Source organism: Virgibacillus sp. Bac332 (genome assembly GCF_003667785.1).
GTDB lineage: Bacteria > Bacillota > Bacilli > Bacillales > Amphibacillaceae > Virgibacillus > Virgibacillus salarius.
The window spans coordinates 2442567-2465195 of record NZ_CP033046.1; the positions used below are offsets into that span (position 1 = coordinate 2442567).

Below are 22629 nucleotides of genomic sequence, written 5' to 3' on the forward strand. Positions count from 1 at the left end.
ACCGGATTGAAGTTTCACTTTATTGACTGTTTTACTTCTTCTATATAAACATGTAAAATTTTTGGCGTAGACACGAATATTAGTTATATGATTCTTCTAAGGTTGCGTGTTTTTACGCAACTAGTGGCTTATCATTCGCTTATTTCTAAATTCTAACGAAAATGAGGTGTTTATATGAAGCAATTATTATCCACACTTAAACAAATTGATCATAAAGGATACAAAGCATATAAAAGTATACAAGGGCATTATGGTTATACTAATTTTAATTTAGCTATTGATTACGTTCAGGGAGATCCATTTGCATCTCCTTCTAAGATAAGGATGATTATACCCGCGAGCAAACGGCCGATAAAACAAGAATGGCTAAAGACATATTCTAGAAAAATTGCGACCGAAGATGTAATTGCTAGAGTAGTAGGTGAGGCTGTTACAAACCAGGTTTCCACAGTAAAGGGGTCAGGTAAGAGTGGATTGATTATGTTTGATCAACCGGGACAAGAAAAGCTGGAGCGCAGTGCAGTACAAGTTAATTCCTCTTCTATAACCATTTGTATGTCTATCGGTCTTCCTGCAAATGGGAGAAAAATTAATGGGCGGGAAGCGGAGAAATTGTTCGCGCAAGCTCTACCTTCTATTATGAATAGTTCTGTATTTACAATAAAAGATGAGGAAATAGAACAGGCAAATATCCTCGCTGATCAACAAGATTCCATCCGGCAGCAAATGCGGGAGCATGGCTGGATTGCTTTTTTGGCAAACGGGTCAATCTTACCACGTGAGAGTGGTATTAGTAATCGCCCCTTAAAGGATGCAGTAGCTTTTCAAAGCCCATTAAAAAACGAAGTAGAGTTATCCATTCCCCATAGCAGGGAGCCTATTAGAGGAATGGCGATTAAAAAAGGGATCACACTAATTGTAGGTGGAGGATATCATGGGAAAAGTACAGTGTTACAGGCAATTGAAAGAGGTGTGTATTCCCATGTAGAAGGTGACGGACGAGAATTTGTCTTAACGGATGTGGATGCGGTAAAAATCCGAGCGGAGGATGGACGTAAAGTAAGTGGAGTGAATATTTCACCATTTATAAATAATTTGCCCCATGAACAGGATACAGCTTACTTTTTTACAGAAAATGCCAGCGGGAGTACTTCGCAAGCAGCTAATGTCATGGAAGCATTAGAAGCAGGTGCATCTACACTGTTAATTGATGAGGATACAAGCGCAACAAATTTTATGATTCGCGATCATCGAATGCAGTTACTCGTTCATCAAAACAAAGAACCAATCACTCCGTTTATTGATAAAATAGCACAGCTTCGTGATCAATTAGCTATATCTACCATATTAGTAATGGGTGGATCAGGAGATTATTTTGCGGAAGCTGATACAGTAATTCGCATGGAAGATTATCTACCTTTTCATGTAACTGATGAAGCTAAATCGATAATGGAAAAGTACCCATTGGAACGGTCTGCTGCTGATGCAGGAACCTCTTTCGGTGATGTAACGAGTCGATATTTTCATCAGCGGTCCTTACAGACGAAAAAAGGGAAACGTGCAAAGGTGCAAGCAAAAGGCTTACATCATATTTTGATGGGAAAAACGGATATTTCTTTTGCTTACACGGAACAAATCGTTGATTCATCACAAACAAGAATGATTGCTGAGATTATTCAGTTCTTAGATAGAACACAGCGTTTGCAGGATACCACGCTTTATCAACTTCTTGATAAAATTGAGCATCAAATGACAGAAAAGGGATTGAGTTCTTTTACAGCTTTTCCAAATCAGCATCCGGGAGATTTAGCGCGTCCACGTAGATATGAAATTGCAGCTGTTTTCAATCGAATGCGGACTGCTGTGGTAAAGCAGTAATAGGAGGTTGGACATAACCAATGCATACAGATCAATTAAAGCAAGAGATTATCGAATACAGTAAAAAAATCGGTATTGATAAAATTGGTTTTGCCTCTGCTGATGTGTTTGGAGAATTAAAAGAAAGACTTCGGAGGCAACAGGAATTAAAGTATCAATCCGGTTTTGAAAAAGGAACGATTGAAGAACGGACTGAGCCTAAACGTTTACTTCCGGAGGCGCAATCCATTATCTCCATTGCGTTAGCATATCCATCTCGAATGAAAGATGCACCGAGAAGCACAAGGGAAGAAAGACGGGGTTTGTTTGCGAGGGCCTCTTGGGGTGTTGACTACCATATTGTTATGCGTGATCGATTAGAAAAATTGGCTGCGTTTATTCAAGAAAAAGTACCTGATGGCAAAAATAAAGTAATGGTGGATACCGGTGAATTATCAGACCGGGCTGTTGCAGAACGAGCTGGCATTGGTTTCAGTGGTAAGAATACGTCCATTATTACACCTGAATTTGGATCATTTGTTTACTTAGGGGAATTGATTACAAATGTTCCATTTGTACCAGATGAGCCAGTAGATGATAGCTGTGGGTCATGTACGAAATGTATTGATGCTTGTCCTACTGGCGCGATCGTTCAAGGTGGACAATTAAATGCGCAGCGCTGTATTGCCTTTTTAACGCAAACAAAGGATTTTCTCCCTGACGAATTTCGCTCTAAAATTGGTAACCGAGTTTACGGTTGTGATACATGTCAGGTTGTTTGTCCCAAAAATCACAAGGTGGATTTTCACATTCACCCAGAATTCGAACCAGAGCATGAAGTTGCTAAGCCAAAGCTTATTCCAATGCTACGTATGTCTAATCGTGAGTTTAAACGTACATTTGGACATATATCAGGCTCTTGGCGAGGTAAAAAACCAATTCAACGTAATACACTGATTGCACTTGGACATTATAAAGATAAAACTGCAGTCGAAGAAATCATTGATGTCATGTTATCTGACCCCAGACCAGTCATTCGTGGGACGGCGGCATGGTCACTTGGCAAAATTGGAACAGAAGAAGCATTTCAAGCTATTAAACGAGCGATGGATAATGAAGATGATGAGCAAGTTCGATTTGAAATGGAAAAGGGATTAGCGTTTCAACAGCCCTCTTCTACCAAGTAGCTGAATAAATCGTTACATTACACTGAAAATATTTAGCTGTTTGACAAGCATTCCCTCCATATACTGCTATTGGAGGGGATTTTCTATGGAAAAATTAAAGGAACTGTGGCTCCATTTTTTTAAGAGCAATCGGTGGCAAGAGGCTTGGTGGGAGAGAAAGCAATCATTATTTGAGGAACGAAAAGCAAAAATTGTACAAATTAAAGGAAATGGTCATATGCATAGAAAGCTACGCTATGATCATGCTTCACACTATGATTATAATTTACATTTATCATTTTTAGTTAAGCAAAAGGATCAATTATATTTAGAGGAGACTGTCTATCCATATACATTTCGACTAGATCAAGGAGAGATTGTTGGTCATTCGTTAAAAAGAGTACTTCATGAAGAAAAAGTAAGTAAAGTGATGCCCGATGATATTATTGGTGGCGATGGAGATGATCGTTTTTCCTATGATCGAAATGCTGCGGTTCGTTACGCTGAGCGATGGTGGAATAACTATAATCCAGCGTTTAAACAGTTCGATGTAGATTGCACTAATTTTATTTCTCAATGCTTACTTGCAGGTGGTGCGCCAATGAAGGGAGCTCCAGATAGGGCAAGAGGCTGGTGGTATGGAAATAATAGCTGGAGTTACAGTTGGGCGGTTGCTCACTCTCTGCGTTGGTATTTAAGTGGTTCAACACAAGGACTAAAAGGAGAAGAGGTGGAAACGGTAGCAGATTTAATTCCGGGTGATGTTATCTGTTATGATTTTGAGGGGGATGGACGGTGGAACCATAATACAATTGTTGTCACAAAAGATGCTTATGGTATGCCATTAGTGAACGCACATACAGATAATAGTAGGCATCGCTATTGGTCTTATGAGGATTCAACAGCATGGACACCTGAGATTAAATATAAATTTTTCCGGATTTATTAAAGTAGTGCTATACTAGGAAAGTAGTACGTAGGTAAGGAGAATGAAAAAGTGAGTTTACACGTTGTTTTATATCAACCAGAGATACCAGCAAATACTGGAAATATAGCTAGGACTTGTTTGGCTACTAACGCAACATTGCATTTAATCCATCCTCTTGGATTTTCAACAGATGATAAGATGGTACGAAGAGCTGGATTAGATTATTGGAAAGAAGTAGACATCCGTGAGTATCCTTCAATCGAAGAGCTGTACCGCACATATCCAAAGGCTTCTTATTATTATATAGAAAATTTTGGGACCAAGCATTATACAGATTATGATTTTAGTAATATAGAAGAAGAACTATTTTTTGTATTTGGTAGGGAAACAAATGGCATTCCACATGAATTATTGCATGGTAAGGAAGATCGTTGTTTACGAATTCATATGGGAGATCAGGTGCGATCATTAAATTTATCAAATACGGCAGCAATTATCGTATATGAAGCATTGAGACAGCGAGGATTTCCAGGTTTAAACTAATAACATACATTACTACCAGGATTTATAAAAAAGGCAATCGTTAGTATTCCAGTAAGGGAAAAACGAAACGAATGCCTTTTTTTGTTAGATCATTTCCAACTATTGGCTATTTTTCGGTATACCAGGCTTTGATTCGTAACCAGATGTGAAAATAGAAACTAGAAATACGATTATAACACCCATTAGTAACGCCAATTTCATGTGGACATCCTCCTTTTATGTAAGAGACCATTATAATTAATGTTTCCTCTATTATAACGAATTATTTAGAAAAAGTGAACAAAGTCTCTTCTAACTTAAAAGAAAACCTATATTTAGTAGTTTTGGTGAATACTTATTCAATTATAGGCTATATGGCATTTCTATTAGAGTTAATCATTTGAAAATTACAACTATATTAATGGTTGGAACAATATATTGTTTCCACTAATAAAATAGGGTATATTAGTTGATGTAATCATTCGTCAGTTCTATAATGTAGAATGAATAATGTATACCGTTTCATAACGGATAACGCTAACTTCTAATGGGGGTATAAAAGGTGGCACAGAGCGAAGAATCTAATGAGAGATTCTGGTCAGAATTTCATGGTCCAAATATGGGGTATATTGAAGAGCAATATGATTTGTATAAAGAGGATCCAGAGGCAGTAGATCCATCCATAAAGCAGATGTTCAATGAGCATGGAGCCCCTCAATGGTTATCTCATGCAAATGATTCAAATCAGGCAGTACAGGCTACATCAATAAATGATGTGAAGAAGCTTACCTCAGCAATGAAACTTGTTGAGGCTATTCGTCGTTTTGGACATTTGGAAGCAGATATTTACCCGGTTGGACTCAAAGAACGTAAATCAGAGTTGGTAGAGCCAGCTACGTATGGTTTAACTAATGAGGATTTACTAAATATGCCAGCCAATTGGCTATGGGAAAAAGCACCGAGTAAAGTTGAGAATGGATTAGATGTAATTAAAGAACTTAAAAAATATTATTCCGGAACAATTACATTTGAATATGATCATGTCAATAATGATGAAGAACGAAAATGGTTACTGGATTTAATTGAATCAGGAAAAGCTCGATTAGACTTGTCTAAAGATGAGAAAATTCAATTATTAGAGCGACTTACACATGTAGAAGGATTTGAAAGCTTTCTACAAAAAACCTTTGTAGGGCAAAAGCGTTTCTCAATAGAAGGACTAGAAGCAATGGTACCAATGCTTGATCAAATTGTTACGTATGCTAGAAAAGATAAGATTGAGAATATTATGATGGGGATGGCTCATCGTGGACGTTTAGCTGTACTAGCACATGTTTTAGGAAAACCATATGATAAGATTTTCTCTGAATTCCATCATTCTCCAAACAAAGAATTAATTCCATCAGAAGGATCAATGGGGATTAATTATGGATGGACTGGAGATGTGAAATATCACTATGGGGCGACAAAGGAACCAGTAGGTGATGAAAACCATACACGGATTAGACTGGCTCATAATCCATCGCACTTAGAATTTGTAAATCCGGTTGTTGAAGGTTTTGCACGTGCTGCACAGGATGATCGTTCAGAAAGTGGTTATCCAAAACAGGACATGAATAAAGCGATACCGGTTGTGATCCATGGTGATGCAGCATTTATCGGAGAAGGTGTTGTTGCAGAAACGCTTAATATGAGTGGCTTACCAGGATATTCAACAGGCGGATCACTTCATATCATAGCAAATAACCTAGTTGGTTATACAACAGATCAAGTTGACGGACGTTCTACACGTTATGCAAGTGATTTAGCTAAGGGATTTGAAATTCCTATTATTCATGTGAATGCTGATGATCCAATTGCTTGTGTTTCTGCTATGAAAATTGCTTACGAGTACCGTCAAACGTTTCATAAGGATTTTCTAATTGATTTGGTAGGGTACCGTCGCTATGGACATAACGAAATGGATGAGCCGAGAATGACGCAACCTGACCTTTATAAGAAAATTGATAAGCATCCGACAGTAGCAAATGTATATGCTAAGGTGCTTGAAGATAAAGGTCTTATAAATGAGAATGAATTTAATGAGCTGAAGAAAAGTACGGAAGCAGAACTTCAGGAAATATATAATAGTATGAAAGAAAATGAAACCGGCAAATGTAATCCAATGCCAATGCCAGAAGCATTGACAAACGGACTCGATCAATTTGAAACAGCTATTGATGTGGATACATTGAAAGCTTTGAATAAAGGGTTAATGCAACGCCCTGAAGGATTTAATAGCAATAGAAAGCTAGAGAAAATTCTTAAGCGACGTGAAAATGCGTTAGAAGAGGGTGGCAAGGCTGATTGGGGTACTGGAGAAGCGCTTGCTTATGCTTCCATTCTCCAAGACGGGATTCCGATTCGCTTGACTGGTCAAGATACGGAAAGAGGTACCTTTGCTCACCGCCATCTTGTCCTACATGATGTAGAAACAAATGATAAATTTAGTCCGATGCATGGGTTGAAAGAATCTAAAGCATCATTTGATATACGAAATAGTCCATTATCTGAAGCTGGTGTGTTAGGGTATGAATATGGCTATAGTGTTCAGGCTTCTAATACATTAGTTATTTGGGAGGCACAATTTGGTGACTTTGCCAATGCTGCTCAAGTAGTTTTTGACCAATTCATCTCCGCTGCACGTGCGAAATGGGGAGAAAAATCAAATATGGTCATGCTGTTACCGCACGGTTATGAAGGTCAAGGTCCAGAGCATTCGAGTGCTAGACTAGAACGGTTCCTGCAAATGGCAGCAGAGAATAACTGGATTGTAGCTTACGTGACTTCATCTGCTCAATTCTTCCATCTTATTCGTAGGCAGGCTGCTTTGCGTAATAGAGAGGAAGCTAGACCATTGGTTGTGATGACACCAAAGAGTAGTTTAATTCGAAATCAGCGTATTGCTTCAGAAGCGGAAGAATTTACACAAGGTAAATTCCAGCCGATACGTCAACAGCCTAACTTAAAGGTGAGCAAGAAGAATGCAAAACGCTTGCTAATTGGTAGTGGTAAGGTCATGGTGGATATTGAAGAGGCAATAGAACATTCAGAAGAAAAATTTGATTGGTTACGTGTACTACGATTAGAACAAATCTATCCATTCCCTAAAAAGGAACTGGAAAAAGAGCTAAAGGCCTTGCCGAACCTGGAAGAAATTGTATGGGTTCAAGAAGAGCCAAAGAACATGGGAAGCTGGGATTTTGTTGATGATTATTTAAGAGATCTGTTACAGGATGGTCAGAAACTTAGATATATTGGACGCCCAGACCGTTCAGCTCCAGCTGTAGGAGTGCCTAACGTGCATAAAACAGAGCAAAATGAAATCGTACAAAAAGCGATCAACCCATCAAAAGGAGGAGATTCCAATGAATGAAATTAAAGTACCAGAGCTAGCTGAATCCATAACAGAAGGAACAATTGCAGAATGGTTAGTAAAAAAAGGTGACAGTGTTGAAAAAGGTGATCCAGTAGTAGAATTAGAAACAGATAAGGTCAATGTGGAAGTCAACTCCGATTTCGCTGGTGTTATTACCGAAATCATTCGTGAAGAAGGCGATGATGTAGAAGTTGGCGACGTTATTGCGAAAATTGACGAAAATGGGGAAGCGGGCAACAGCAGTTCTACTTCTGAAGAAAAGAGTGAACCGCAAGAATCTAAAACCGAAGAAGTTAAAGAAACGAAGAAAGCTGAAACACCGGCAAAAGAAGATTCCAGTGCTAAAGGTGATGTGATCGCTTCTCCAGCTGCCCGTAAACGAGCACGTGAACATAATATTGATTTAAGTGCGGTTAGCCCTCGAGATCCACTTGGTCGAATTCGTCCAGAGGATGTGGAAGCTGCTGCTAGCGGTGCGAGCAATACATCTAAGCCTGCTAAAGAGGAGAAAAAACCAGCTGAAAAAACAGAATTTGCTAAGCCTGTGGAGCGAGTTAAAATGTCTCGCCGCCGTCAAACAATTGCTAAGCGCTTAGTTGATGTTCAACATGAAGCAGCGATGCTTACGACGTTTAATGAAGTTGATTTAACCAATGTCATGAAACTTCGAAGTGAAAGAAAAGAGAAGTTTATCGAAAAGCATGGGGTTAAACTAGGATTTATGTCCTTCTTTACAAAGGCAGTAGTAGGAGCGCTTAAAGACTTTCCTTTATTAAACGCAGAAATTCAAGGTAATGAATTAGTTATCAAAAAATTCTATGACATTGGCATTGCAGTTTCCACTGATGATGGACTCGTAGTTCCGGTAGTTCGTGATGCTGATCGCCTTGACTTCGCAGGAGTTGAGAAGGAAATTGGTAGCCTTGGTAATAAGGCTCGTGATAAGAAGTTAGAAATGAGTGAGTTACAAGGTGGATCATTTACCATAACGAATGGTGGTACTTTTGGTTCTATGCTATCAACTCCAATTTTAAATGCACCACAGGTGGGGATTCTAGGGATGCATAACATCCAAAAGCGGGCCATGGTAATGCCTGATGACACAATTGAAGTACGCCCAATGATGTATCTTGCACTTTCATATGATCATCGTATTGTAGATGGTAAGGAAGCAGTTCAATTCCTAGTTAGAGTGAAACAACTGCTTGAAGACCCATATGATTTATTACTAGAAGGCTAATTACAATTCTAGAACAAAACCTTGCTTTGATGTTTATCGAAGCAAGGTTTTTTGTAGAGGAAATTATAAAATTTGTCCATATGAATAAATATAGGCGTGTTGAGCCCAGTCCTGCTTAAGCGCTCAGAAACTAGGCAACTTCACGAATCGCTTTAATCTAAGTCATCATTGGCTCGCAAGCACACCATGATTCCTTTATCTCCGTTGACTCGCTCCAGTCGCTAATTTTCTAATCGGGCGTTTGCGCTTTTGTTCTAAGTTAAGAAAGTATAAAATCAGTGCAATGACTGTGTTAAGCCAAGTAGTTATTTTGAAATGTTTGATGTATATTGGCAATGCTCCGACTAATTACTTCGCTTTCGGCGGGCACGGCCTCAACTAACTTTGCAAAGAAGAACACGTTGCAAAGTGGATTTTCGGCTCGCGCTAATCCCGCAGGAGTCTACGTAATTAGTCTCCGCTATGAGAAGGTGCAACAATTCTTGTCATAAGTAATAGGTTGACTTTTTTACAATGGGTAAAGTGAAAATCGCTATCCGTGAGTATAAAAGCAGCTGTGTTACTTCATGCTAGCGTTGTAGAGCCTGATAATAGCGAAGGCCGGCCACTTCAACTCCTGTGGGAAATGTTTGACCTGAAGATCCACTTTTTTGAGCGGGTTTTGCTAAAAAAGTTAGCTGAAGGACAAACCCCACGGAAAGGGAAGTGGGCAGCCGGAGTGGTGGTCAAGCAGTAGCTATTATTCCATAATAACTACTAGAGGAAGCGTAAATCGGAGCATGTAGTGATAAGGACTGAGCTAATTTTGCTCCGTTTTTTTAATAGTCTAGAAACTATAAAATTAGCCCGTGTGGAAAGATATGGGCGTGTTGAGCCGCGTCCAGAAACTAGGCTGCTTCATGAATTGCACGAATCTCAGTCATCATCAGCTCGCAAGCTCACTGTGATTCCTTTACTTCGCTCTAGTCGCTCGCTTCCGCTTTTGTTTTTGGGATAGAAGCAAAATAATTTGTTTTTTCTATTTAAAAAGGGGAACAAATAAAACAGGATATTTAAATTTACAGAAAAAACAATCTCTTGCATGACGTCTGACAACTTGGTACAATGACCTATGTATCAGAAATAATGAAAACAGTTACAATAGGGAGGAAATCAGTGTGGGAATACTTCTAGGATTACTGGCGATCGTCGTTGTCCTGGGACTAGCATTTTTAATGTCTAATGATAAGAAAAATATAAATTATAAAGGTATTATCATTATGTTAGTCTTTCAGCTGTTGATCACCTTTTTTATGTTCGAGACCAAAATTGGTCAAACGATTATTACAGGAATTTCAGCTGGTTTTAATAAATTAATTGAATTCGGTACAGAAGGGATCAATTTCGTAGTAGGTGGATTCGTATTAGAGGAAGGCGGCGTATTCTTCTTCAATGTCCTATTATTAATCATCTTCTTTGCTACGTTGTTATCCGTTTTAACATATTTACGTATTCTTCCACCACTTATTAAATATTTGGGTGGGTTAATATCAAAAGTGACAGGGCTTCCAAAGGTTGAGTCATTTAATGCTGTAAACAGTATATTCTTTGGACAATCTGAAGCATTGATTGCTATTCGTTCACAATTTCATCATTTAAATGCTAATCGGCTTTATATTGTAAGTGCTTCCGCCATGGGGTCTGTATCCGCGTCGATTGTTGGAGCATATTTGCAAATTTTGCCTAATGACTATGTATTAGTTGCACTGCCTTTGAACATGTTAAGCGCATTAATGATTTCTTCAATAATTGCACCGGTTAAAGTACCGAAAGAAGAAGACGTTGTGGATATTAAAGATGTGACGAATGATAAAAGTATTTTCGAGGCGATGGGGAATGGTGCGCTAGAAGGCGGAAAGATAGCTTTAATTGTAGCGGCAATGTTGATTGCGTTTATTGCTTCATTAGAGCTTGTAAATTGGCTGATTCAATTAATCTTTTCTGGAGCGACACTTCAACAAATTTTGGGGTATATTATAGCTCCTATTGGTATTCTGATGGGGATATCTCCAGGTGAGGTCGTCCAAGCTGGATCAATTATGGGAACAAAAATTGTAACAAATGAATTTGTCGCAATGTTACAATTCCAACCATCGATTGATTCTCTGTCAGAGAAAACCGTTGGTATCGTTTCTGTTTTCTTAACAAGCTTTGCAAACTTCTCCTCCATCGGTATTATTGCTGGAACTGTTAAGGGAATTGATGCAAAGAAAGCTGTGAGCGTATCTGGCTTCGGGCTAAAATTGCTCCTTGGTGCAACTTTAGCATCGATCTTATCAGCTACCGTTGCCGGCTTATTCTTATAAGATATGATAGGTAGGATGATTGGAGTCTAAGACAAATGTAAATAAGAAACAATCAAAAACGAACGATGATTAGTTGAATGAAATTAATTATCGCTCGTTTTTTGATTAGAATAAATATTTTAGCACCTGAAATAAGCGAGATTCCGGTGAAACAGCACGAGTCCGAAGATCCATTTGGTAACGTGTTTTTTTCTTTAACTAGTTAGCTGGTTAATAATGATCACATTTCAAAACATGAACTGAGCTACGATCCGAATAACTTCATACATTGGGACTCGCTTTCATCATCCATGCTAATGCAAATGGGAGGTATGGACAAATTTCCGTTGTAGATAAAGTAAACGCCATAATAGAGCGATAGCTCCCACAGTCAATCCAGTAATTATACCAACCCAATAGCCAAAAGGTTCAAGAACTGTATAGTTTGCTAAAATCCAACCAACCGGTAAACCAATTATCCAATAGGAGATTAACGCCATGATTAACGTAACATTAACATCTTTATAACCGCGCAATGCTCCTTGGATGGGTGCACCAAATGCATCAGCTAGCTGGAAGAAGATAGCATAAAAGATAAATTGCTTTGTAAGCTGGATAACTTCAGGATTTGAATTGTACATGGCGGCTACCCAATCTCTTGTAATATATAATACAAATCCTGCAAAAAGGGCGATGAATATGCCACCACTAATACCGATATATCCATACGTACGTGCATCTAAATATCGTTTGGCACCTATTTCGTAACCTATAGCAATAGTCAGCGCCATTCCAACGCTTAATGGAATCATATAGAGCAAGGATGCGAAATTAATTGCTGCTTGGTGGGCGGCGATAGTATAGGTACTATATACACTCATAAATAGCGTAACAGCAGAGAAAATGCTTGTTTCAAAAAACATGGCAAAACCAATTGGGATACCTATTTTTAATTGCTCCCACCAATCCTTTGCAGATGGTTTTACCCAATTCGTCAAAATAGAAAATTTACGAAAAGGGGTAATTTTATAAATAACGGCTAGTGCCAAAATGGATACAAGCCAATAGGTTATCGAGGTTGCAATTCCTGCGCCAATTCCGCCATATGCTGGAATCCCAAATTTACCAAAAATAAAGATATAGTTAAAAAATAAGTTAAGCGGCAAGGATATAAGAATAATGAGCATGGATATCCGTGTTTGCCCTAGTGCGTCGATAAAGCATCTTACTGTATTAAAGATAAAGAGAGGAATTACTCCTGTCCCTAAGGCGATAAGATAATATTTCGCAGTTTGTCGAACCCCAGCTTCGAGTTCCATTAGGTTTAAAACAGGGTTTAGTAATATACCACCAATAGTACATACAATTATGGCAAGAACAATTGATAAATATATTGCCTGCTGTACACTATTGGTAACTTTATTTTCAGAGCTAGCTCCTGTGAGATGTGCAATTATGGGAGTAATGGCAAGTAAAATCCCATTTATACCAGTGAAAATAGGAACCCATAAGCTCGTCCCGATCGCGACACCTGCTAGATCTACTGCACCAGCACGACCTGACATGACAGTATCAAATATATTCATTAAGTACATACTCACTTGGGTAATTAGTATAGGAATTAATATTACAGCGAATAATTTTAGTTTTTCCTTTAGCGTTGTTGTCTGATACATAATTCTCTTCCTTTTTCATGTATTTTCTAATAGGATAGAAGAGGAGCGTAAAAATTATTATACCGTTTTATAGAGCAGTTTGGAAGAAAGGACGTTTTCACCTAATGAAAAATAAACGAATACTATTTACTGGAGGCGGATCTGCAGGGCATGTCATTGTTAATTTAGCTCTGATTCCGTACTATCGAGATAAAGGCTGGGACATTGATTATATTGGTTCAAAAGATGGTATCGAACGAAAGCTTATAGGAGAAGTGGATGGTGTAACTTATCATCCTATTTCAACAGGAAAGCTTCGTCGTTATATGTCGATAGAGAATTTGAAAGATCCATTTAAAGTTTTGAAAGGAACAATGCAAGCAGTGAAAATAATTAAGAAACGCAAGCCATCCGTTATTTTTTCCAAGGGTGGATTCGTATCTGTACCTGTCATGCTGGCTGCAAAACTAACTGGTGTACCGGCAGTAGTTCATGAGTCTGATTATACACCTGGTCTAGCAAATAAAATAGCTATACCATTTGCTAAAAAAGTACTAACAACATTTTCAGAAACGAAAAATTATGTGCCAGAAAAAAAATCAGAATATGTTGGAGCAGTAGTACGAGATGAACTATTTCAAGGGAATAGAGAAAAAGGTCTTGCTTTAACAGGGCTTACAAAGGAAAAGCCGATCTTATTAATCATGGGCGGAAGCGGAGGATCACAAAAAATAAATGAAACCGTTCGGGGTAGCTTGCCAAAGCTAGTACCATTATTTCAGATCATTCATATTTGTGGTGAAGGTAAAATTGACCATCAGATAAAAGAAAATGGCTACGTCCAATTTGAATATATTACAGATGATTTAAAAGATATCTTTGCAATAAGTGACTATGTTCTATCGCGTGCAGGGTCTAATGCTATCTTTGAATTTCTTGCACTGCAATTGCCGATGCTGCTAATACCATTATCTCGTCAAGCTAGCAGAGGAGATCAGATCATAAATGCAAAATCCTTTGCCGAGAAACGGTATGCAAGAGTGTTAGAAGAGGAATCGTTGTCAGAAGACACGCTTGTACATGAGCTGGAACAATTAAAGGAATTTGCACCAATTATGATCGATACAATGAAGCAATATAAGAGCGAAGAGGCACGAGATCGCGTTATTGAGATACTTACAGAAGTACAGAATGGAAAATAATCGTAGAGCCACTGTCACAAAGGGATAGTGGCTCTGTATTTTTGATCTGTGGCTGTATTTAAATGTTCAAATAGCTCGACCCTATCTAATTGTTCCGTATTCAACGATTTTTACATCGACATTGTAATTCACGTCAATATCTGGGTATTTCTCACGCCATTCATTTTTCTCTAACTCTCCGTTAGCTTTATGCTCTCGGTAAATTTCGCCATATCCAAATGGGTCAGCCTTCATTTCCTGTGTTTTCTCTAAAAGCGCTTCATATTTCTTCTTGATCTGTTTTTCGATTTGTTTTTCCAATTTAGCAATGACACCTTTATTTTCTAATTCCAGTTCTAAAGACATCTCCAGCAAATTCATCTGAATGGTAATGTCTGTTTGAAACCGCAACTGGTTTTTATCCAGCAATTGTGTATTGTTTTTTCCTTTAATAATTCTACCATTTAGATGAATTTCTTCCTCCTTTTGACCGGAAAGACTTTTTTGAAAATAAGGTTTAAGGGGTTCTGATTGTACGCTAATATCAAATGGAGCAGAGTGAATGGTCTTTTGAAATAAATTAATTAGCAAGGCATCATGCAACGTCAGCCTATCGACATAGCTATCATTTTGAAACATAGCTATTCCTGAAAACTTTGGTGTTCCTTCAACTGAGCTGATGATAGGCAGTACGGGGTCCTGCCCCTTTTCAAAATAAGCATGTGTAAAATCATAGAGCTCTGTCTTAGGTATACTATCATCTTGGATCTTTTGATTAATTAGTCCGTTCATAAATAGTCCCACATTTATATTTGTTTCCTCTTGTCCTTTTGTTATTACTTCTTTGGCAGTTGTATCTGTTATTGCTAATAGTACTCTGTCAGATGTTCGAGCATCACGAACTAATGTGTTTAAATAGGGGAAAATTCCCTTTTTAGCTACATCCATTCCATAAAGTTCGAGGCGAATCTGCCCGGGAGTTAGTGAGAAACTCGTTTTCGTATTTGCATCGTATCTTGCTTCTTTAATTGTTTTTCCAGTACCAGAAGCAATTTTAGAAATATCTTTTGTCTGTGTATCAAATTGGAAAATAACCAAGGTAGTATCAATTAAATCTTCACCTGAAAGATCAACACCTCTTGCGTTAATAATAGCTAATCGTTCAATTGGTTTCATTTGCATACATCCTGTTACTAAAAACAGGGAGGCAGCTAAAGAAAAGAGCATTCCTTTATTTAGCATGAGTCAGTCCTCCATTCCGTTTGTTTATTCGTTTTTTTACGATGACAAGAATAAGCAATAGAAATGGATACACATAAACGAGCCAAAAACCAAGTTGTGCAGTAAAATTAATGATGAACTGTATAAGATAGTGCTCTTTTGTAAATATACTGGCAACTGCAAGTATAGCTGCTAAGACATAGAGAGAGTATTTTTGTGGGAAATAATATAAGCGCTTAAGCCCATAGGTAATAGCCCAGCAGCAAAGAATCATATTTGGTAAGGTGACCATCATCCATGCAGTTACGACGATATAGTCAAACCGTTCTACAAAAGAGAATGATTGAATTTTGAACAAACCGAGGACAGACCATTCTCTTGCACTGATCTCCTCAGGTGTAAAAAAACCAGTAACAATAACTGTTGCAGCGAGTACTAGTAGGGCAGACCAGAGTGCCCCTAAATATACAGGTAGTTTTACACTTTTCTTATTTATAACAAATGGATAGATTAAAAACAGGAGCTCTAGCCCACTGAACGTATAAGCGGTACTCCGTGCACCCTTTAGTAATTCTGTTAAGGAGGATTGAAACATTGGCTGGAAATGAGACCAGTCCATTTCCCAGATTGGTTGTGCTAATAATAGGACAAGCCAATGAGAGAGAATGAAAAAAAGAAAACAAACACCAACAACTACTCGAATACCTCCCATAACACTATAAATAATTAAGGCAATTAATAATAATGCCATCAAAAAATTATTTAACCCTGGAAAAATAAAAATCGTTACTACTTCAATATACGTAATCAAAACAGTGAATAGACATAATCCGAAATATACAACATAAATGGCTCCGAGAAGCTTGCCTATCCATGTGCCAAATAGATCTACTTGGATTCCAAAAATATCTGCATTCTGATACTGCTTTAAAATCAAGAACATAGCTATGAGAAGAAATAGGATATAGATGAATGCAATAATGACAGCCAACCATGAATCCCTACCTGTCTCTGCAAATATAATTCTAGGTACTCCCATAATCCCTACACCAATTTGGATAGAGACAATCATAAAGAATAGGTAGAAGGATCGTAGCTGTAGATTGGGTTTTACAGTTAAATTTACTCTCACGCTTTCACCTACTCATCTATATCTTTTTTGCGCTTCGCTTTTTCTTTACTAAAACGGTATAGATCTTTTAAACGGAATGAAGAAAATCGCTTTGTTTGCATATTATAAGGCAGGCGAAATAAGGTTTTATTTAAGTCCTGCCAATTAAGCGGATACACAGGCGATAAATATGGTCTTCCTAATGATGTTAGTTTTAGTAAATGAATAATCAGAAAGCAGATGCCAAACATGATTCCAATAATACCTAAGACACCTGCAAGAACGATCATGGGAAAGCGCAAAACACGAATTGTCGTTCCCATCAGATAACTTGGAGCTGTAAACGAAGCAAGCGCACTTAGTGTAATAAAGATAATTAGAATGTTACTGGTAAGACCAGCCTGTACAGCAGCTGTTCCAACTACAACACCGCCAACGATACCCATCGTTTGTCCAACTTTTGTCGGTAATCTCGCTCCTGCCTCTCTCAGTAATTCGATGAGTAACTCAAGTAAGAAAGCTTCAAAAATAGGAGGAAAGGGTACGTTTGCCCGGGATTGCCCAAGTGAAATTAATAATGGGATCGGAATAATTTCATAATGATACGTTACTGCTGCTACATAAAAAGGAGTTAATAATACAGAAATAAACATGGCAATAAAACGGAGAATTCGAAAGAAACTACCAATATTCCAACGCATGTAAAGATCCTCCGTTGATTCAAAAAAGCTGAATAAAGTAACTGGTGCAATTATACCAGTTGGACTATTTTCAACGAGAACGCCAACGCGACCTTTGGATATAGAATAAGAAAAGCGGTCAGGTAATTCGGTTTCATAGAATTGTGGGAAGATACTAGCGGACGAATCCTCGATTAATTGAATTAAGACTGAACTATCTTCAATTTCATCAATTTCCAGGTCATTTAATCGCTGACGCATGGTTTGAATATCTGTTTCGTTCGCAATTGATTTTAAGTACGCTAAACGTATTTCCTTTGGTGAACGTTCACCAATAACAATCTTTTCTAAAACTAGATCATTCGATAAAATCCCTTTACGAGTTAAATTCATATTTGTGGCAAGAGATTCAGTAAATGCAACCTGTGGACCAAGTACCACGGATTCAGTTTCAGCCTTAGAAAGTGAGCGCTTTTCTTCTTTTTTCAAGGTATAAGAAATAATGGTGGAGTCTTGTTCAATGTAAATAAATACTTCACCTAATAAGATTCCTTTCAATATATTGTCCAAGTTGTCTACCGTTTTTCCAGAACTTAATGGAATATTATTTAATAAAGCTGTTATGGACCAGCTTTCTTTACGCTCTAAAAGTGGTTTTAGTAAAGAGTTTTCTACTTTATTTGTGTCGATGAGATAGGTGATATAAAATACAGCTATCCGCTGGTTTTGATGATTATAGATCGTATAGTTTAAATCGGAATTATGATCAAATTTTTGCTGAAGTATCGCCTGTAGATCCTCTAATTTGCTCGGGAAAATACTACTTGTCTTTTTCTTCTTAGCTCTTCTCATAATTGCCTCCAAATTGTTCCGTTCCTATAAGCTTAGTATGTCTGAAAAGGAAGGAAATATGATTTGAGATTTAAATTTATCCCACATATAACTGGCAGTAAGCCCCCACTTCAAGTAATAAGGTGAAACCTAATATGTGTGAGTGGGAGATCGACTTTATATTCCGCATCCAACAATTATTTAAAAAATTTGTGAAAAACATATTGACTTAAAATTTTGCTAATACTATAATAATTGAGAATCTAAAAAGAAGGAGGTCACATACCATGCGAATCAATCAGCAACTAACAACAAAAAATTCTATATTCTCTGTGACCTCAAGCGTGAACATGTAAAATTGTTAACTTTGGTTAACGTTAGCATTATTTAATCTTTTGAAAGGTGTCACAGGTGTCTGTGACTCTTTTGTGTTGAAAAGGGAAGTTTTTTAATTACTATTTGCCTTTTTTATGAACGCATACGTCATGGACGTATGTGTTTTTCTTTGGGTTTTGATTCATTTTAGGAGTGATTTTAGAGCTTTTTAACATCCCTATAATAAATCGCGAACTCTTATTAATGGAAAGGCATCTGCACAATGGAAAAGAATGCTTTACCGTTTGCTTGTTATACAGAGAATATAGAGGAAATGAATGTATTATTTTTATAGACCTTATATATAGAGAAAAGAAGGTGTTTATTATGTTTAGTGTTTTTAGAAAATTAAATTGGTTTTTTAAACATTATTGGAAGCGATATGTATTTGCAATTATTGCTTTAATTATTGCTAGTGCTATTGGTTTAATCCCACCTAAGATAGCGGGGTATACGATTGATCATATTCAATTTGAAACACTTACCTTACAATTGCTAACTGCAATCATCGTGGGATACTTATTGCTAATCGTCATTCATTACGCCATTTCTTACCTATGGGATTATACTTTATTTAGTGGTGCCGTTATTTTAGAAAAATGGATGAGGAGCAATTTAATGCAGCATTTCTTAGCCATGACACCATCGTTTTTTGGGAGATATCGTACAGGAGACTTAATGGCTAGAAGCACAAATGATCTTAAAGCGATAAGCTTAACTGCTGGGTTCGGTGTGTTGACGCTTGTTGATTCAAGTATATTCATGTTAATGATAATAGCTATGATGGGATTCACGATTAGCTGGAAATTAACCATTGCTTCCTTAATTCCATTGCCAATTATGGCGATTGTCATGAACAAATATGGTGCCGCTATTCATGCTCGATTTACAAAAGCGCAAGAAGCCTTTGGTGAAATGAACAATGACGTGTTAGAGTCGATTCGCGGTGTCAGGGTACTTCGAGCATTTGTACAAGAAAAGCAAGATGCACAGCGGTTTCAAGCCATGACAACAGATGTTTATGAAAAAAATATAGAAGTTGCCAAGATAGATGCGTTATTTGAACCAACGATGAAAATTTTAGTCGGCCTATCTTATACGATTGGACTTGGATACGGAGCGTTTCTCGTATTTGAAAATATTCTTACGCTCGGTGACTTAGTTACATTTAATGTTTATTTAGGAATGTTAATTTGGCCAATGTTTGCTGTCGGAGAGCTAATTAATGTTTTACAGCGAGGGAATGCATCTTTGGATCGTGTAAATCACACACTTAATTACCAAGCAGATGTGAAAGATCCGACGAAGCCTGTTCATGTATCAGAAGTAACTTCCATTGATTTTTCATCTGTTTCGTTTTCCTATCCAGATACGGAAATGGAGCAACTAAAAGACGTTTCATTACACGTGCAAAGAGGAGAAACAATCGGTATTGTTGGTAAGACAGGGGCAGGTAAAACGACTATTTTTAAACTGCTCTTACGGCAATATCCTGATATGAAAGGAAAAATAACTGTTTCTGGGGAAGATTTACAACATCTTTCGCTTGAGCAAATACGTTCTTGGATTGGTTATGTCCCACAGGACCAAATGATGTTTTCAAAAACAATTCGAGAGAACATACAGTTTGGGAAGGAAGATGCAACTGACGAGGAGATCTTTCGAGTCATGCAACTTGCCCATTTTCTTGACGATATGAAACAACTACCAAATGGGTTAGATACACAGGTTGGAGAAAGTGGTGTTACATTATCTGGAGGACAAAAACAACGAGTGGCACTAGCGCGTGCATTTATTAAAGATCCAGAGATATTAATTTTAGATGATTCATTGTCTGCTGTAGATGGAAAAACAGAAGCTAGAATCATTGATCATTTACGTAAAGAACGAAAAAATAAGACGACATTTATTGCAGCACATCGTCTATCTGCTGTTACGCATGCCGACCATATTATCGTGTTAGAAGATGGAGTGATTATAGAGCAAGGAAACCATGAGCAATTAGTAAAACAGCAAGGATGGTACCAAGAACAATATAATCAACAACAGCTAGAAGATAAGGAGGTAACTGGCTAATGACTACTGAAAGAAGACTTTTTTCTTATGCACTTCGCTTTAAGAAGGGTATCATTATTGGCTTAATTTGTTTAGTTATTGCCGTATCTTTAGAATTAGCTGGTCCTTTAATCGCGAAAAAAGTAATTGATGATCATATACTTGGCGTAGAAGGGAACTGGCAGCAGGTCATTTTAAAGGACGATACGGATACGGTTGAATATGAGGATAAGTTCTATAAACGAGCAGACCGCTTGGAGAACGAAGATGAAGTAGTGGGTGATACTGCTACCATCATAGGAATTGGTTCTACGTATTACTTTGTTCATGAAGAAGTTCCGTTACAAGGAAAACGATCTGTTGATGAAGGAACGATAACGATTACTACATCAACAGAAAAGATTGAAGTAACTGGAGAAAAACTTTCATTATCAGAGATCTATCCATTCTTTAAACCAGAGCGAAAACCGATATTATTATTACTATGTCTATATATGATACTGCTTATCATTGCTGGATTTTTTCAGTTTTATCAGACCTTTCTATTACAGCAAGCTTCTAATAAAATAGTAAAACAAATGCGAAACGACTTATTTGCTCATACGCAGCGTATACCAATTAATTACTATGTGAATCAACCAGCTGGTAAAATAGTGGCAAGAATAACCAATGATACGGAAGCGATACGAGATCTTTACGAGCGGGTTTTATCAATTGTTGTAACAAGTGTCATCTATATGGCTGGTATTTTTGTAGCACTATTTATTTTGGACGTAAAGCTTGCTGCTCTATGTCTGTTAATTATTCCATTAATTATTGGTTGGATGAAGGTATATAAGTACTTTGGTACGAAATATAATACTGTTATTCGTTCAACTATTAGTGAAATCAATGGGAATATTAATGAAGCAATTCAAGGCATGCCCATTATCCAAGCATTTCGCAGAGAAAAGAAAACAAAGGAGGACTTCGAGGTATTAAATGAGCGCCATTTTACTTACCAACGAAAGCTGGTAAAACTGAGTGCACTAACCTCTTATAATCTAGTTACTGTTTTTCGAAATCTTGCTTTTGTAGCATTTATTTGGTATTTTGGGTCATTTTCTTTAGAGCCTACTAGTGTTATATCTATTGGCCTACTCTATGCATTTGTCGATTATCTAAACCGGCTTTTTGAACCCGTTACGGATATCGTTAATCAGCTTCCTTTAATTGAGCAAGCCAGAGTGGCAGGAAATCGAGTGTTTGAATTAATGGACTATGATGGAGAGGAAGTAATGGATGACCAAGTAAAACGATATCGTGGTAATGTAGAATTTGATCATGTTTCATTTGCTTATAATGATGATGACTATATATTAAAGGATTTATCCTTTAAAATTAAAGCAGGTCAGACTGCTGCGTTTGTAGGTCATACCGGTTCTGGTAAAAGTTCAATTATGAATTTACTATTCCGTTTCTATGATCCGCAAAAAGGAAAGATTACAATTGATGGAATCTCTACAAAAGAATGGTCTCGCCAGCAAGTTCGTAGTCATATGGGTATCGTCCTACAGGATCCATTTTTATTTTCTGGTACTATTTTGTCTAATGTAACGATGAATGACCCTAATATAACTACTGATGCAGCAATTCAGGCATTAAAAGCAGTTGGGGCGGATCGTTTTATAGAAAAATTACCGAGGAAATATGAGGAAAAGGTAACAGAAGGAGGAACAACTTTTTCATTGGGGGAAAGACAATTAATATCATTTGCACGTGCATTGGCTTTCGATCCAGCTATACTGATTCTTGATGAGGCGACAGCTAATATTGATACTGAAACAGAAACAATGATTCAAGAGGCGCTAGAAGTTTTGAAATCAGGAAGAACAACCTTAGTTATTGCGCATCGTTTGTCAACGATTCAACAAGCTGATACCATATTTGTACTTGATCGTGGTACGATAAAAGAGCATGGTAATCATGAACAATTAATGATAGAGCAGGGTTATTACTATCAAATGTATCAAATGCAGCAAGGGAACAAAGCAAAGTCTGTTGTTTCATAAATATCGTAACGATG

At 37.5% G+C, this 22629-nt stretch carries 15 protein-coding genes; 11 read left to right on the plus strand and 4 right to left on the minus strand.

Going from position 1 to position 22629, the window contains the following annotated elements:
* Positions 1–174 precede the first annotated feature (174 nt).
* The 8 genes from D9782_RS11560 (at position 175) to D9782_RS11595 (ending at position 11476) form a co-directional block, all read left to right on the plus strand.
* Positions 175–1878 carry an ABC-ATPase domain-containing protein gene (locus D9782_RS11560; RefSeq protein WP_121604823.1) on the plus strand — a complete coding sequence of 568 codons (1704 nt, stop codon included), beginning with the start codon at positions 175–177 and terminating at the stop codon, positions 1876–1878.
* A gap of 20 nt (positions 1879–1898) precedes the next feature.
* Positions 1899–3044, plus strand: coding sequence for a tRNA epoxyqueuosine(34) reductase QueG (gene queG, locus D9782_RS11565; RefSeq protein WP_121604824.1), 1146 nt, complete (start codon positions 1899–1901; stop codon positions 3042–3044).
* An 85-nt stretch (positions 3045–3129) separates the two neighbouring features.
* On the plus strand, positions 3130–3972 hold the full coding sequence (locus D9782_RS11570; RefSeq protein WP_121604825.1) for an amidase domain-containing protein: 843 nt from the start codon (positions 3130–3132) through the stop codon (positions 3970–3972).
* Positions 3973–4020: 48 nt separating this feature from the next.
* Positions 4021–4494 carry a tRNA (uridine(34)/cytosine(34)/5-carboxymethylaminomethyluridine(34)-2'-O)-methyltransferase TrmL gene (trmL, locus tag D9782_RS11575; RefSeq protein ID WP_026683003.1) on the plus strand — a complete coding sequence of 158 codons (474 nt, stop codon included), beginning with the start codon at positions 4021–4023 and terminating at the stop codon, positions 4492–4494.
* A gap of 541 nt (positions 4495–5035) precedes the next feature.
* Positions 5036–7888 (plus strand): 2-oxoglutarate dehydrogenase E1 component, encoded by a 2853-nt coding sequence (locus D9782_RS11580; RefSeq protein ID WP_121604826.1) that lies wholly within the window; start codon positions 5036–5038, stop codon positions 7886–7888.
* Entirely contained in the window at positions 7881–9131 is a 1251-nt protein-coding gene (gene odhB / locus D9782_RS11585; RefSeq protein ID WP_121604827.1) for a 2-oxoglutarate dehydrogenase complex dihydrolipoyllysine-residue succinyltransferase, read from the plus strand. Before D9782_RS11580 ends, odhB begins: the two co-directional genes overlap by 8 nt.
* A 538-nt stretch (positions 9132–9669) precedes the next feature.
* Positions 9670–9867 (plus strand): hypothetical protein, encoded by a 198-nt coding sequence (locus tag D9782_RS11590; protein ID WP_121603754.1) that lies wholly within the window; start codon positions 9670–9672, stop codon positions 9865–9867.
* A gap of 421 nt (positions 9868–10288) precedes the next feature.
* Positions 10289–11476: a NupC/NupG family nucleoside CNT transporter gene (locus tag D9782_RS11595; protein WP_121604828.1), complete on the plus strand. Its 1188-nt coding sequence runs from the start codon at positions 10289–10291 to the stop codon at positions 11474–11476.
* Positions 11477–11769: 293 nt separating this feature from the next.
* On the opposite strand, the gene D9782_RS11600 is transcribed toward D9782_RS11595, so the two are convergent.
* Complete coding sequence (locus D9782_RS11600; RefSeq protein ID WP_026682768.1) at positions 11770–13131, minus strand: MATE family efflux transporter; 1362 nt, start codon at positions 13129–13131, stop codon at positions 11770–11772.
* Between the two features lie 104 nt (positions 13132–13235).
* Here D9782_RS11600 and D9782_RS11605 point away from each other — a divergent pair, with 104 nt between their 5' ends.
* The gene (locus D9782_RS11605; protein ID WP_121604829.1) at positions 13236–14312 is read left to right on the plus strand and encodes an undecaprenyldiphospho-muramoylpentapeptide beta-N-acetylglucosaminyltransferase; all 1077 of its coding nucleotides are present in this window, start codon (positions 13236–13238) and stop codon (positions 14310–14312) included.
* Between the two features lie 81 nt (positions 14313–14393).
* Here the strand turns inward: D9782_RS11605 and D9782_RS11610 are convergent, their stop codons facing one another.
* The 3 genes from D9782_RS11610 to D9782_RS11620 are packed head-to-tail and all read right to left on the minus strand — an operon-like array spanning position 14394 to position 18155.
* Positions 14394–15533: a Ger(x)C family spore germination protein gene (locus D9782_RS11610; protein WP_080668752.1), complete on the minus strand. Its 1140-nt coding sequence runs from the start codon at positions 15531–15533 to the stop codon at positions 14394–14396.
* On the minus strand, positions 15523–16644 hold the full coding sequence (locus tag D9782_RS11615) for a GerAB/ArcD/ProY family transporter (protein WP_121604830.1): 1122 nt from the start codon (positions 16642–16644) through the stop codon (positions 15523–15525). Before D9782_RS11615 ends, D9782_RS11610 begins: the two co-directional genes overlap by 11 nt.
* An 8-nt stretch (positions 16645–16652) precedes the next feature.
* The gene (locus tag D9782_RS11620) at positions 16653–18155 is read right to left on the minus strand and encodes a spore germination protein (RefSeq protein ID WP_121604831.1); all 1503 of its coding nucleotides are present in this window, start codon (positions 18153–18155) and stop codon (positions 16653–16655) included.
* Between the two features lie 681 nt (positions 18156–18836).
* Between D9782_RS11620 and D9782_RS11625 the strand changes: the two genes are divergently transcribed.
* Together D9782_RS11625 and D9782_RS11630 are read left to right on the plus strand one after the other, a co-directional pair.
* Entirely contained in the window at positions 18837–20585 is a 1749-nt protein-coding gene (locus tag D9782_RS11625) for an ABC transporter ATP-binding protein (RefSeq protein WP_121604832.1), read from the plus strand.
* Positions 20585–22615: an ABC transporter ATP-binding protein gene (locus D9782_RS11630; RefSeq protein ID WP_121604833.1), complete on the plus strand. Its 2031-nt coding sequence runs from the start codon at positions 20585–20587 to the stop codon at positions 22613–22615. Before D9782_RS11625 ends, D9782_RS11630 begins: the two co-directional genes overlap by 1 nt.
* Positions 22616–22629 lie beyond the last annotated feature (14 nt).

Coding starts and splice junctions, on each gene's coding strand:
- D9782_RS11600 (WP_026682768.1), bottom strand. CDS start 13,131: ATGTATCAGACAACAACGCTAAAGGAAAAACTAAAATTATTCGCTGTA.
- odhB (WP_121604827.1), top strand. CDS start 7,881: ATGAATGAAATTAAAGTACCAGAGCTAGCTGAATCCATAACAGAAGGA.
- D9782_RS11605 (WP_121604829.1), top strand. CDS start 13,236: ATGAAAAATAAACGAATACTATTTACTGGAGGCGGATCTGCAGGGCAT.
- D9782_RS11625 (WP_121604832.1), top strand. CDS start 18,837: ATGTTTAGTGTTTTTAGAAAATTAAATTGGTTTTTTAAACATTATTGG.
- D9782_RS11630 (WP_121604833.1), top strand. CDS start 20,585: ATGACTACTGAAAGAAGACTTTTTTCTTATGCACTTCGCTTTAAGAAG.
- queG (WP_121604824.1), top strand. CDS start 1,899: ATGCATACAGATCAATTAAAGCAAGAGATTATCGAATACAGTAAAAAA.
- D9782_RS11570 (WP_121604825.1), top strand. CDS start 3,130: ATGGAAAAATTAAAGGAACTGTGGCTCCATTTTTTTAAGAGCAATCGG.
- D9782_RS11610 (WP_080668752.1), bottom strand. CDS start 15,533: ATGCTAAATAAAGGAATGCTCTTTTCTTTAGCTGCCTCCCTGTTTTTA.
- D9782_RS11620 (WP_121604831.1), bottom strand. CDS start 18,155: ATGAGAAGAGCTAAGAAGAAAAAGACAAGTAGTATTTTCCCGAGCAAA.
- D9782_RS11560 (WP_121604823.1), top strand. CDS start 175: ATGAAGCAATTATTATCCACACTTAAACAAATTGATCATAAAGGATAC.